At 50.6% G+C, this 12,402-nt stretch carries 10 protein-coding genes, 14 tRNA genes and 1 rRNA gene; 5 read left to right on the top strand and 20 right to left on the bottom strand.

Features of this window, described 5'->3' with window-relative positions; genetic code table 11:
• Nucleotides 1-323 precede the first annotated feature (323 nt).
• Both JRJ22_RS03365 and JRJ22_RS03360 read left to right on the top strand, forming a co-directional pair.
• The gene (locus JRJ22_RS03365) at nt 324-1,076 is read left to right on the top strand and encodes a 3'-5' exonuclease (RefSeq protein ID WP_206103225.1); all 753 of its coding nucleotides are present in this window, start codon (nt 324-326) and stop codon (nt 1,074-1,076) included.
• A 239-nt stretch (nt 1,077-1,315) separates the two neighbouring features.
• Nucleotides 1,316-2,083, top strand: coding sequence for a MerR family transcriptional regulator (locus tag JRJ22_RS03360; protein WP_206104959.1), 768 nt, complete (start codon nt 1,316-1,318; stop codon nt 2,081-2,083).
• A 99-nt stretch (nt 2,084-2,182) separates the two neighbouring features.
• Here the strand turns inward: JRJ22_RS03360 and JRJ22_RS03355 are convergent, their stop codons facing one another.
• Nucleotides 2,183-2,560 (bottom strand): MerR family transcriptional regulator, encoded by a 378-nt coding sequence (locus JRJ22_RS03355; protein ID WP_232381017.1) that lies wholly within the window; start codon nt 2,558-2,560, stop codon nt 2,183-2,185.
• 102 nt (nt 2,561-2,662) lie between these two features.
• Between JRJ22_RS03355 and JRJ22_RS03350 the strand changes: the two genes are divergently transcribed.
• Nucleotides 2,663-3,073 carry a carboxymuconolactone decarboxylase family protein gene (locus JRJ22_RS03350; protein WP_206103224.1) on the top strand — a complete coding sequence of 137 codons (411 nt, stop codon included), beginning with the start codon at nt 2,663-2,665 and terminating at the stop codon, nt 3,071-3,073.
• Nucleotides 3,074-3,115: 42 nt separating this feature from the next.
• Here JRJ22_RS03350 and aroD read toward each other — a convergent pair whose 3' ends face one another.
• From aroD to JRJ22_RS03335, 3 genes are all read right to left on the bottom strand, one after another.
• Complete coding sequence (aroD, locus tag JRJ22_RS03345) at nt 3,116-3,880, bottom strand: type I 3-dehydroquinate dehydratase (protein WP_206103223.1); 765 nt, start codon at nt 3,878-3,880, stop codon at nt 3,116-3,118.
• A gap of 43 nt (nt 3,881-3,923) precedes the next feature.
• Nucleotides 3,924-4,838: a ribokinase gene (rbsK, locus tag JRJ22_RS03340; protein WP_232381149.1), complete on the bottom strand. Its 915-nt coding sequence runs from the start codon at nt 4,836-4,838 to the stop codon at nt 3,924-3,926.
• A 151-nt stretch (nt 4,839-4,989) separates the two neighbouring features.
• A complete protein-coding gene (locus JRJ22_RS03335; RefSeq protein ID WP_206103221.1) occupies nt 4,990-5,901 on the bottom strand; it encodes a copper amine oxidase N-terminal domain-containing protein in 912 nt (303 codons plus the stop codon).
• Nucleotides 5,902-6,258: 357 nt separating this feature from the next.
• Here JRJ22_RS03335 and glgP point away from each other — a divergent pair, with 357 nt between their 5' ends.
• Nucleotides 6,259-7,875: an alpha-glucan family phosphorylase gene (gene glgP / locus JRJ22_RS03330; RefSeq protein WP_206103220.1), complete on the top strand. Its 1,617-nt coding sequence runs from the start codon at nt 6,259-6,261 to the stop codon at nt 7,873-7,875.
• 216 nt (nt 7,876-8,091) lie between these two features.
• A complete protein-coding gene (gene katA, locus JRJ22_RS03325; protein WP_206103219.1) occupies nt 8,092-9,549 on the top strand; it encodes a catalase KatA in 1,458 nt (485 codons plus the stop codon).
• Between the two features lie 62 nt (nt 9,550-9,611).
• Here the strand turns inward: katA and JRJ22_RS03320 are convergent, their stop codons facing one another.
• The 16 genes from JRJ22_RS03320 to rrf form a co-directional block, all read right to left on the bottom strand.
• Nucleotides 9,612-10,562, bottom strand: a complete 951-nt coding sequence (locus tag JRJ22_RS03320) for a helix-turn-helix transcriptional regulator (RefSeq protein WP_206103218.1) — start codon at nt 10,560-10,562, stop codon at nt 9,612-9,614.
• Between the two features lie 190 nt (nt 10,563-10,752).
• Nucleotides 10,753-10,823, bottom strand: a tRNA-Gly gene (locus JRJ22_RS03315).
• A gap of 11 nt (nt 10,824-10,834) precedes the next feature.
• Nucleotides 10,835-10,908 (bottom strand) — tRNA-Pro (locus JRJ22_RS03310).
• Between the two features lie 31 nt (nt 10,909-10,939).
• Nucleotides 10,940-11,016: transfer RNA gene (locus JRJ22_RS03305), tRNA-Arg, on the bottom strand.
• A 10-nt stretch (nt 11,017-11,026) separates the two neighbouring features.
• A tRNA-Gly gene (locus JRJ22_RS03300) sits at nt 11,027-11,101 on the bottom strand.
• Between the two features lie 7 nt (nt 11,102-11,108).
• A tRNA-Leu gene (locus JRJ22_RS03295) sits at nt 11,109-11,192 on the bottom strand.
• A 16-nt stretch (nt 11,193-11,208) separates the two neighbouring features.
• Nucleotides 11,209-11,284: transfer RNA gene (locus JRJ22_RS03290), tRNA-Lys, on the bottom strand.
• A 10-nt stretch (nt 11,285-11,294) separates the two neighbouring features.
• Nucleotides 11,295-11,369, bottom strand: a tRNA-Gln gene (locus tag JRJ22_RS03285).
• Nucleotides 11,370-11,465: 96 nt separating this feature from the next.
• Nucleotides 11,466-11,543, bottom strand: a tRNA-Asp gene (locus JRJ22_RS03280).
• A gap of 75 nt (nt 11,544-11,618) precedes the next feature.
• Nucleotides 11,619-11,692, bottom strand: a tRNA-Met gene (locus JRJ22_RS03275).
• An 86-nt stretch (nt 11,693-11,778) separates the two neighbouring features.
• Nucleotides 11,779-11,854: transfer RNA gene (locus JRJ22_RS03270), tRNA-Val, on the bottom strand.
• Between the two features lie 6 nt (nt 11,855-11,860).
• A tRNA-Glu gene (locus tag JRJ22_RS03265) sits at nt 11,861-11,932 on the bottom strand.
• Nucleotides 11,933-11,960: 28 nt separating this feature from the next.
• Nucleotides 11,961-12,050, bottom strand: a tRNA-Ser gene (locus tag JRJ22_RS03260).
• Nucleotides 12,051-12,053: 3 nt separating this feature from the next.
• Nucleotides 12,054-12,129: transfer RNA gene (locus tag JRJ22_RS03255), tRNA-Asn, on the bottom strand.
• A gap of 3 nt (nt 12,130-12,132) precedes the next feature.
• Nucleotides 12,133-12,209: transfer RNA gene (locus JRJ22_RS03250), tRNA-Ile, on the bottom strand.
• Between the two features lie 63 nt (nt 12,210-12,272).
• Nucleotides 12,273-12,389 (bottom strand): 5S ribosomal RNA (gene rrf / locus JRJ22_RS03245).
• Nucleotides 12,390-12,402 lie beyond the last annotated feature (13 nt).

The raw sequence follows: 12,402 nt of genomic DNA, 5'->3' as shown, positions 1-12,402 counted from the left end.
ACAGGCTTGCTCATTCCGTATTTATCCGCATACATTCCCGCAAGTGTACTCTTGCCTGCACAAGCTGAGCCGCCAATCCAGTAGACAGGTTGCGGAAGCATCCAAGAATCCCCTTCCTCTGCTTCAATTTCCATTTCTACTTCTTCTCCTCTGTTGTCTGCTACTCCTGCTTCCTATACCTCTGCGCCAAAATATCATACATTCACGCTGCCCGTCGCCAATTCCAGGCCTGTTTCCCTTTTGTCCGCTTTTTTTGCTAAAATAGAAGAGTCGGCGCATGCTTCGGCTTGAAAGCGCCAGTCACTGAAACGGAGGCATTACCTGTGGATTATATTATTCTGGACATCGAATTCAACGGCCGCAAATTTGCCAGCGAGCATCCTATGGAGGTCATTGAGATTGGAGCCGTCCGGTTAGACGCTTCATTGCAGCTTAAGGATGAGTTCTCCGCCTTAATCAAACCTATATATTTCTCTACCCTGAATTCGTTTATTAAGAAAAAAACCGGCATCCCCCAAGAGGATATCGATGTCGCTGACCGGTTCCCCAAAGTCATTACCGCGTTCCGGGCCTGGCTCGATCAAAGCCCTGACGGCGTTCTGCTCCTGACCTGGGGCGGCGAGGACATGAAACGGATCATTCAGGACATCCGGATGCACAAAATGGACGACGCCTACTGGATGGCGGCAACCTATTTTGATCTCCTCAAAGGGGTGCTGCGTGCACGCGGACTCAGCAATGACATCAGCGTTGAAGGTGCGATGGCGCTGTTTGGGCTTGAGCCTTCCGGCTCCGCCCACCGGGCGCTAGACGATGCCAAGATGACTGCAGAGATTTTCCGTGCAGTCTTCCCGGAGCTGGACTTTGAGCGGTCCCAGCACTATGTGGACACCTTCTCCAATGCCAGAGAGCGCAAAACGGTCAAAATTGCGATCAAAGCCATGACCTCGCAAAAAATCGTCCCCACCTGGGAGCTGGTTGCCGAGCACTACTTCCCGGGTGAAGACGCTTTGGCCGATCCCCGCAAAGCGGCGGAACTGCAGGCCTATTTTGCAGCACAGCTGGGCAAGAAGTAATCTATAGCTTTAGACGGTATGGATAGCGGCAGTTTTCCAGTTGGGGTTTCCCCGCGGGGACTGCCGCTTTTTCGTATCTTTTGCCTATCTGATACTAAAGATGGTAACAATAAAAATAGCGTTTGACATTGCCGTTACGTGAAGGTGTAGAGTGGTCTTGTAAGCAGCAGCTTACCGGCGGGATGAGCAGTCATACAGAGGAATCTAACGCTGAGAAACTGTTACAGGAGGCAGTCATTATGGAATATACCGTACAGAAGCTGGGGGCGCTTGCGGGGATCAGCACACGGACGCTGCGTTATTACGATGAGTTCGGACTTCTGAGGCCTGCAAGAATTAACTCCTCGGGATACCGTATTTACGGCCAGGCTGAAGTAGATCTGCTGCAGCAGATTCTGTTTTACCGCGAGCTCGGCCTAACCCTGGAGGCAATCAAGGAAATCGTAACCTCACCGTCCTTTGACAGTGCACAGGCTCTGCGGGAACACCATGAGAAGCTGCTTCAGCGGAGGAATCAGCTGGATGAGCTGATTGCGAACGTCGAGCAGACACTGGCCCAATCAGAAGGGAGAATGACCATGAGTAATGAAGAGAAATTCGCAGGCTTTAAGCAGAAGCTTATCGACGATAACGAGCAGAAATACGGACAAGAGGTCCGGGAGAAATACGGCGGGGAAGCCGTAGAGAAGTCGAACCGCAAGCTGAGCAATATGACGGAAGAGCAGTACACTGCCCTTCAGCAGCTCGAAGCAGACATGTTCGAGTCACTGGAGCAGGCGATGGAGGAAGGCGATTCTGCCAGCGAGCTGGCGCAAAAAGCCGCTGACCTGCACCGCCAGTGGCTCAGCTTCTACTGGGACACTTACACGAAGGAAGCCCATGCCGGAGTTGCCCAGATGTACGTGGATGATGAGCGGTTTACCGCATACTATGACAAGGTCCGTCCCGGCATGGCCAAGTTTCTGAGGGATGCCGTTCATGTGTATACCGGGACCGGGCAAGAGTAGACCAGATTTCAGCTTCAGGGTTCACCTGCCCTTATTATAGGGCGTTCTTTGACCATGAAGCGGCAGCGGCAGCGGACATTCGCTGCCGCTCTTTTGTATCTAAGCTTCCGCCTCTTCCTCCATTTCTTTGTAGTATTGAATCTTGCCCTCAATCTTCCCGAGATTATCGCCGAGCTTCTGCATCTGCTGCTGGACCCTGCTCTGATGGGCCTCCAGCATCAATCGTCTCTCATGGACGGTGGAGAGACCCTGGCTGCGCAGATCGGAATAACGCTTCATTTCCCGGATTGGAATATCCAGCTCCCTCAGAATGACCAGAAACTGAACCCAAGACACATCGGCCTCGGAATAGGCACGGTATCCCTGTTCATTCCTGGACACGCCCTCCAGCATGCCTACCTTCTCGTAATACCGCAGCGTATGCGCGGATAGTCCCGTTAGGCGGGACATTTCCTGAATCGTAAGTAACTTGTTCATGCTGAAATCATACCACAGCAAATGAACAGTTGCATTAGAGCGCGCTCTAAGCTGTACTCTGTGTGTAGAGCATAAAAATTTTATATAAACGGAGGTTTACTTATGACTACAGAACGTTATAATCGCGGTTGGGAAAAGCTGATGGAGGTGGATGGTACCGGGGGAGCCAAAGTGATTGAATCGTTGAAAGACATCTCTCCCGATTTAGGACAATTTGTAATCGAGTTTGCTTTTGGCGATATTTATACCCGTGATGGGCTGGATTTGCGGCAGCGCCAACTGATCACCATCTCCTCACTCACCACTCTCGGCGGCTGTGAACCACAGCTTAACGTTCACATCAATGCTGCGCTTAATGTAGGACTCTCTCCTAAACAAATAGTAGAAGCCATCCTGCACTGCGCGCCTTACGCCGGATTTCCGCGTGTGCTGAATGCAACCTTTGTGGCTAAGGACGTATTTAAGTCACGGGGAATCACGGTGGAGGATCAGCAAAAAGACAGCTCCGACTGATGGAGCTGTCTGTATTCTCCCGGTTTATTCAAGACTCAAGGCTCACAGGCTGCGGTGCAGCAGCTCCAGCACTCTGCGCAGCTCTGTTACCGCTACCTGGCCCGGAGCCGAGGGCTTGTGTGCTGCACCAAAGGTCAGCGCCGAGCCGAAGATTTCTCCGGCCAGGCGGCTTATTACCCCTTCTCCGGCCATGGACATCGTAATGATGGGACGGTCCGCATATTGCTCCTGCATCTTATTCGTTGCTGCCAGCAGTGTCAGCACATCCCCCGGACTGCCCGGCATAACGGCAATCTTCGGCAGATCGCCTCCAAGCTCCTGTGCCCTGCACAGCCGGGAAACAATCTCCTCTTCGGACGGCGTTCCCTCAAAATCATGATTGGACAGGATTACGAACACCCCGCAGGCATGGGCAGCCGCAATTAAATCACGTACGACAGTCTCCTCGTTGAACAGCTCCACATCGATAATATCGACCCAGCCGCTCTCAGCGGCCGCTTTATTGAGCTGAATATAATATTCGGTGGAGATCTCCTTCTCCCCGCCTTCCCTGGCGCTGCGGAACGTGAAGATCAGCGGAATGTCCGGCAGAATGGACTGAATCCGCTCCAGTGCTTCCATAACTGCTGCGATATCGTCCACTCCGGCCCAATAATCGCTCCGCCACTCGACTACATCCGGTGCGAGAGCTTTCAGCGCCTCAGCCTCTTTTTCCAGTTCAGCCAATGTGCCACTAACCAGCGGTACACAGATTTTAGGTATTCCCTCACCCAGCGTTACATTTTTAACCGTTACAGTACCGCTCATTATGTTCAGCTCCTTATGTATCTCAATATGCTTATAATATACCTTAGGCTCCGGCCGATTCCTTGAGGAGCTGTTCAACCTCCGCCAGCTGCGGCAGTGATGGAATTGCCCCGTGCTTGCCTACCGCCAGCGCACCGACAGCATTAGCGAAACGGACGGCTTCCGCAAGCGTTTTTCCGGAGGTCAGCTGATAGGCCAGCGCACCGTTAAAAGAATCTCCGGCAGCAACCGTATCCACGGCTTGTACCGGAAATCCCGGAATGTGCTGGCTGCCGGTATCATTCACAATCAGTGCCCCTTTGGCACCGAGCGTAACGATTACATTCGCTACGCCTTTTTGCAGCAGAATCCGCGCGGCCTTCCCGGCATCCGTGATGCTGTTCACTTCCATTCCCGAGAGTATGCCTGCCTCCGTTTCATTTGGAGTCAGGTAGGCCACATGCTGTAACAATTCATCGTTAAGGGCGCGGGCCGGGGCAGGGTTGAGAATCACCGGGATCCCATAGCTATACGCCATAGACGCAGCCTGTTCACACATACGTAGATCCGTTTCCAGCTGCATGACCACCATTTCCGCTTGGCTGATAACCGGTGCCAGTGCTGCGATATCCTCACGTCCCATTTCAAGATTCGCCCCAGGCACAACGATAATCCGGTTCTCCCCTTCTTCATCCACTACGATGGAAGCTACACCTGTAGCCTGGGTTTCACTTTGCCCTATATACTGCGTATGGACCCCCTCGTGCCGCATGACCTCAAGCAGTTCACGGCCAAAACCATCCTTGCCCACTCTGCCGATCATCGTCACCTCTGCGCCAAGACGGGCGGCGGCTACAGCCTGGTTAGCCCCTTTTCCGCCTGGAGACAAGGCAAAGGCCTGTCCAAACAAGGTCTCTCCGGCCTCAGGAGCCCGGCTTGTGCGCACGACCATGTCCATATTCAGGCTGCCAATTATCACGATTCCCAATCTTTTCACCATCCTACACTTGTTACTCTCTATCTTACTCGGATTTCCCCGGATTAATCAAACGATGACGTGATCTATTTCTATCCTTATACGCTAAAAGACACGGCAGTATCTGCCGTGCCTTAGCAAATATTGAAATGTACTACTCTTCGTAGATAACTACTGATTGGGATACCGGCTCCCATTTGACAGTGGCCTTCAAGGCTTCACTGACAAAGCGGGCAGGCACCACAGTATTGCCCTTAACGATGGCAGGCGTCACCTGGAGAATGATTTCCTGACCGTTGACATATGCAGTCTTCTTATCGATAAACAGCTTCACGGTAGTCCCTTCCCGGGTCATGGTAACAGAGCGATCCTTCGCGTTCCAGACCACCTCAGCCTGGAGGGCCTCCGCAATAGCCTTGAACGGTACTAAAGTAGTTCCGGCTTTAAGAATTGGAGCAACTGCTGAGGTAGACTCTTCGCCGTTAACATACAGCTTTATCCCGTTTTGACCGGTTTGTGCATACAGCTCACCAAGCTTTTTGTATGAATTCAGATTCTTGACATTGGCCAAAATAGCTTCCTTCTGAACATACACTGCGTCAGTTACACTTCCCCGCTCCTTCAGCATATCCGCAAGTGCCGACAGCGCAGCATCCTTATCTTGAATGGCCTCCAGCTCAGCTTTCATTTCCGGTGTCAGCTCAGTATTATATTTGGTCAACAACAACCCGGCTATAACAGCCCCTGCCGGCTTGTCCTTCACATTTTCAATGGCATTCAGAAGCCCTTTATATCCATTATGACCCTTGTTTTCATATGTAGCATATGTAACAGAAGTAACGCTCTCTTTAGCCTTTTCATTGCCCTTCTCTTTTTCCTTTTCTTTCGCTTTGTCGGCTGCAGGTGTTGCAGCAGGTGTTGCAGCAGGTTTCACAACAGCTTCTTTAGTGCTGTTACCGTTGCTGTTACCCTTTCCGTTACCGTTTTCAGATTTTGCCAGTGCCGCTCCCGACATCATGCTGACTGCCACAAGACAGCTTGCAAAGATACTAAGGAATTTTTTCATGTGTTCGCGTTCCCCCTATGCTGTGATGTATTTCATCATATATTTCGGTTGCCGTCCTCCGCCTGATGAGCAAAAATGAATATTTGGGAGGTTTTGCTCAGTCCGGAGCTTGTGATACTCCCCTGGCACTAGCCAAGGATACCTACTTTGTGCAGTCCCGGCTTACGGAATCTGTATGCTTTTCCAGGTCGAGTTGTTTTTCAAACTTCGCTATGCTTTTGTTCAGCAAATGTGCTAGAATAGATGTGCAATCGCTTCCAGGGAAAGCTTCACTGTTTTGAGCAAACGTTTGCACCTTAGATGTAGCTTACAGCAACACCTGATTCCAAACTAATTCGTATTTAGGAGGCTTATCAAGTGAACCAGAACAAATTACCGTCTGTCGCTTATTTCAGCATGGAGTATGGCTTGCATTCCGACTTCAAAATGTATGCCGGCGGCCTGGGCATCCTTGCTGGAGATTACATCAAAGGTGCAAAGGACATTGGTGCCCCAATCATCCCTATCGGACTGAAGTGGAAGCAAGGCTACACGGACCAGAAAATTGATGCGAATGGCAATCCCTATGACTCTTACCACAATTATGTCTATGATTTTCTAGAAGATACAGGGGTTAAGGTTACTGTAAAAGTCAGAAAAACCGATGTGGTCTGCAAAGTGTGGAAAACCGAGCAATTCGGCAATAGCCCCCTTTACCTGCTTGATACGGATATCCCGGAGAACAGTGATGCCTGGATTACCGGCCAGCTGTACGGCTGGTTTGGTGAAGAACGGATCGCACAGGAGATTGTGCTCGGCATTGGCGGGGTGAAGGCAATGCGTGCGCTGCAGATTCCGATCGATGTCTATCATTTCAATGAAGGCCATGCTGCGCTGGCTGCAATCGAGCTAATCCGTGAGAAGATGTCCGGCGGCAGCACCTTTGAAGAAGCCTGGAAAGCGACACGCGAAGAAGTTGTGTTCACAACCCACACACCGATAAAGGAAGGCAATGAGACCCATCCGCTAGACCGTCTGGAGTACATGAGTGCCTTTAACGGCTTAACCCGTGACCAAATGGAGCGGATCGGCGGTGAACCGTTCAACATGACCGTGGCCGGCCTACGCCTGTCCCGGATCTCCAATGCCGTTGCCCAGCTGCACGCCGATACTGCTAATAAAATGTGGAAAGAGGTTGCCGGCAGATCGGAAATCATCGGCATCACCAATGCCATTCATACCCCTACCTGGGTAGACGAACGGATGACCCGCGCCTTCGAGGAAGGCGGCGATCTATGGGCTACACATCAAGAGATCAAGAATGAACTGATCGGCTTTATTGAGGAGCGTTCCGGCATTGCCTTGAATCCCGACAATCTGCTGATCGGCTTCTCCCGCCGTGCCGCACCTTACAAGCGCAGCGACCTGATTTTCTCCCAGCCGGAAGTGATCGAGCCTTACCTGAGAGACGGCAAAATCCAAATCGTCTTCTCCGGCAAAGCCCATCCGCTGGATGACAACGGCAAAAAAATCGTCAGCAACCTCGTCGCTATGATGAAGAAGTATCCGAAGAGCGTAGTTTTCTTGGAAAACTACGACATGACGATCGGTGCACAGCTGACCCGGGGATCCGACATTTGGCTCAACAATCCGCGCAGACCGCTGGAAGCGAGCGGAACCTCCGGAATGAAGGCTGCGATGAACGGGGTGCTGAACTGCTCCATCCTGGATGGCTGGTGGCCGGAAGCCTGCATTGACGGGGAGAATGGCTGGCAGATTGGCGACGGTTTTGAAACTACTGATTTCGCAGTGCTCGACAAGCATGACAGCGACGCACTATATGATACCCTCCTGAACCGGGTAGTCCCGACCTTTTATGAGAACCGTGATAAATGGGTAGAAATGATGCACAAGAGTATCGAAACTACCCGCACCGAATTCGCAAGCAAACGAATGCTGGATGAATACTACAACAAAATGTACATCAAGGGTTAAGCCAGTATTACCGAAAATTTATTAAACGATCCTGAAACTCCATGATTGTCCGGAGATCTGTCTCATTACCAGCCTTTCCTCTGCTTTGGCGGAGGGAAGGCTCTTTTATTGTTAATTAAAATAATTATAAAAAAGGATTGATTTTCATTAAATTTTTGTTATTATAGAACTTATACTAATTCTAAATTCAAATCCTATACCGAGGTGAGTGTATTCATGAGTCAAAGCAATAACAAACTTACAACAAGCTGGGGCGCCCCCGTAGGAGACAATCAGAATTCAATGACAGCAGGTTCCCGTGGACCCACTTTGCTGCAGGATGTTCATCTGCTCGAGAAACTGGCCCATTTCAACAGAGAACGTGTTCCAGAGCGTGTCGTTCACGCCAAAGGGGCCGGTGCTCATGGATATTTTGAGGTTACACAGGATTTGTCCCAATATACCAAAGCGGCCTTCTTGTCTGAAGTAGGCAAGCGCACCCCTATGTTTATCCGCTTTTCAACCGTGGCCGGTGAGCTGGGTTCTGCCGATACTGTGCGCGACCCGCGCGGTTTTGCCGTTAAATTTTACACTGAGGAAGGCAATTATGATCTTGTCGGCAACAATACGCCGGTTTTCTTCATCCGAGATGCGATCAAGTTCCCGGATTTCATCCATACCCAGAAACGTCATCCGCAGACTCACCTGAAAAATCCGAACGCGGTGTGGGATTTCTGGTCATTATCGCCCGAGTCGCTGCACCAGGTTACCATCCTGATGTCAGACCGCGGTATTCCGGCAACGCTCCGTCATATGCACGGGTTCGGAAGCCATACGTTTAAGTGGGTTAATGCCGAGGGTAAGGCTGTGTGGGTGAAATATCATTTTAAAACAGAACAGGGTGTAAGAAATCTGGATGTCAACCTGGCGGCACAGCTTGCTGGTGAGAATCCGGATTATCATACCGAGGACTTATTTAACGCCATTGATAAAGGCGATTTCCCGGCATGGAGACTGTGTGTGCAGATTATGCCGGAGGAGGATGCGGATACGTACCGGTTCGATCCTTTTGACGTAACCAAGGTCTGGTCGCAGAAGGATTATCCGTTGATTGAGGTCGGCCGCATGGTACTGGACCGTAATCCTGAGAACTATTTCGCAGAAGTTGAGCAGGCCACCTTCTCCCCAGGTTCATTCGTGCCCGGAATTGAAGCATCACCCGACAAAATGCTCCAGGGGCGCCTGTTCGCTTATGCCGATGCCCACCGTTACCGGGTAGGTGCCAACCACAACCAGCTGCCGATTAACCGGCCTGTCGCCGAGGTGAACAATAACCAGCGTGACGGTGCGATGAATTCCACCAGCAATGGCGGCGGGTCCGTCTACTACGAGCCTAACAGCTTTGGCGGTGCTACAGAATCTCCGCAGCATAAGCCTGCAGCTTTTAAAGTTTCCGGCCAGGCAGACAGTGTGCCTTACGATCACAACGATCATTATACACAAGCTGGTGATCTGTACCGTCTGCTGAGTGAAGAGGAACGTGCCCGGCTTGTCCAGAATATCGTAGGGGCCATGACACCTGTGGAATACGATGAGATCAAAATCCGCCAGATCGGCCACTTCTACAAAGCTGATCCTGAGTTCGGGCAGCGTGTGGCTGCCGGACTTGGATTGCCTGTACCTGCAGCTGAATAAAAAGCTTCCAATAAAAATCCCCGGGCTCGTAGCCCGGGGATTTATCGATTTTAAAAGCAACTCTACTGATAAAGCCCCACCCACTGCTCCAATTGAAGTTGAAGCTCCGCTCTGGCCGACAGGGGTTCGAGAATCTCCGCATTGGGGCCATATTGCAATATCCATTTCATGAACTCATTAGCATTGTTAACAGTCACTTCGAACAGAAGACTGCCGTCCTGCCCATCGCTCATCCGTGGATGAACAAATAATTCTTCTTCCTTAATGTAGCGCGCCACCTCAGGAGAAAAGCGCACCTTGAACCTTATGTATTTATTCCCGCGGTTAATCGACCAGGTATGCTTCAAATAACTTCTAATATTAAACCCGCTTTTGTCAAAGCATGAGTCCGTGACCTCAACCTGCTGAAACCGGCTCATACGGAAGGTACGGACGGCCCCCTTAACATGACAGTACCCAATAAGATAAAATCGCTGGCCGCGCGGAATTAAATAATAGGGATCAATTTCACGTTCTGTTGTGGTATTGCGTGACTGAGAGTGATAAATAGTCCGGATGCTCCTTTGTTCCAGAATCGCTCCGATAATCGGCTGCAGGAAATTCCGGCTTTCTTTGCGGTAAGCCGGTTTCCCCATTTGAATAATATCCGCAATGTTCTCCAGAATTCCATTCTGCTTAGATTTCTCTTTCAGATGTGTGCCCATAACCTTGTCATAGGCGGTGTGAAAACCCGGGGGGATTTTGTCCGGATTCAGCACTGAGGGCAAAAGGGAGAATGCCAATGCCTCCTGCTCAGAGAAATCCAGCGGATATTGAAAAAACTTTCCCAGGAACCTGTAGCCGGTCCCCCTGCCTTCATTTGTAACCGGGGCAAAATGGCTGATCATATCAAGATCCCTGTAAATCGTCCGGAGGGCCACATCACATCTGAATGCAAGATCGGTGGCTGTAATTCCGGGATTAGACTGGATCGCGTTGATAATTTTGAAGATTCGAATTACTTTGTTGGTCATGCGGTATGCTCCTTGGCTTCATGTATTCAATGCGGATAATTATGTAAATATAATATATCAGCTACCGGCACTCCCGCTGTCACTAAATACACGTCTTTACTCAGGTCTCAATACTTTCTACCCAGCCTTTTACCGAAAAAAAAACAAAGAAAGAGCTGCGGATAATCCACAGCTCTTTCTTTGTTTATGAAGCGGGTGATGGGAATCGAACCCACGCTATTAGCTTGGAAGGCTAAAGTTCTACCATTGAACTACACCCGCAAAATATAAAATCGGGATGACACGATTTGAACATGCGACCCCCTGGTCCCAAACCAGGTGCTCTACCAAGCTGAGCTACATCCCGTAATACAGTGGTTCATCTTGCTAAAAATAAATGGCGCGCCCTAAGAGATTCGAACTCCTGACCTTTTGATTCGTAGTCAAACGCTCTATCCAGCTGAGCTAAGGGCGCAAAATCTATATGGAGCGGACGACGGGAATCGAACCCGCGACCCTCGCCTTGGCAAGGCGATGCTCTACCGCTGAGCCACGTCCGCAAAAACATGGTGCGCGTGAAGGGACTTGAACCCCCACGTCGTGAAACGCCAGATCCTAAGTCTGGTGCGTCTGCCATTCCGCCACACGCGCACACTTTGTGAGAAAATGGTGAGCCATGAAGGACTCGAACCTTCGACACCCTGATTAAAAGTCAGGTGCTCTACCAACTGAGCTAATGGCTCTTATACATAATGGCTGGGGATATAGGAATCGAACCTATGAATGACGGAGTCAAAGTCCGTTGCCTTACCGCTTGGCTAATCCCCAATATTTATAATTAGCAAGTTCTACGGAATCGGGTGGATACTCTATACTTCGAGATATAGGATGCACAATCCCTGATACCTTAATACCATTTAAAAATGGCGGAACCGACGAGATTCGAACTCGCGATCTCCTGCGTGACAGGCAGGCATGTTAGGCCAACTACACCACGGTTCCAGGATAAAGATTTTGGGGTCCCCGGAAAGTAATCGGAATATGCTACAAAGCATTTCTTCACTTTTTGGGGATGTATTGCGGGGGCAGGATTTGAACCTGCGGCCTTCGGGTTATGAGCCCGACGAGCTACCGGGCTGCTCCACCCCGCGTCAGTAAAAGTATATATTCTCTTGAGGCCCCCGGAAAGCATCCGGAATCCTCTACAAAGCTTCTGCTTCACTTTGTGGGGAATTTATGGTGGAGGCTGAGGGGTTCGAACCCCCGACCCTCTGCTTGTAAGGCAGATGCTCTCCCAGCTGAGCTAAGCCTCCATGATATGACTCGTATGGGATTCGAACCCATGTTACCTCCGTGAAAGGGAGGTGTCTTAACCCCTTGACCAACGAGCCATGCTGTTAACAATGATACAAAAGCGAACGGAGAGAGAGGGATTCGAACCCTCGAGACGCTTGTGGCGCCTACACGATTTCCAATCGTGCTCCTTCGGCCAAACTCGGACACCTCTCCAGATGGCTCCCCGAACAGGACTCGAACCTGTGACAACTCGATTAACAGTCGAGTGCTCTACCAACTGAGCTATCAGGGAAAATGGTGGGCCTTAGTGGACTCGAACCACTGACCTCACCCTTATCAGAGGTGCGCTCTAACCAGCTGAGCTAAAGGCCCTTTTCATATGCCTATTCAACTAATAAGGGCAAAAAAAATACCACAGAGTGTGTGGAAATTTCCGCTTGGCGGCGTCCTAGTCTCCCAGGACCCTTCGGTCCAAGTACCATCGGCGCTGGAAGGCTTAACGGTCGTGTTCGGGATGGGTACGCGTGGAACCCTTCCGCTATCGCCACCAAACGGCAGGCTTAAT

The sequence above is a fragment of the Paenibacillus tianjinensis genome, from assembly GCF_017086365.1.
Taxonomy (GTDB): domain Bacteria; phylum Bacillota; class Bacilli; order Paenibacillales; family Paenibacillaceae; genus Paenibacillus_AQ; species Paenibacillus_AQ tianjinensis.
This window is presented reverse-complemented; position numbering and strand designations above follow the sequence as displayed.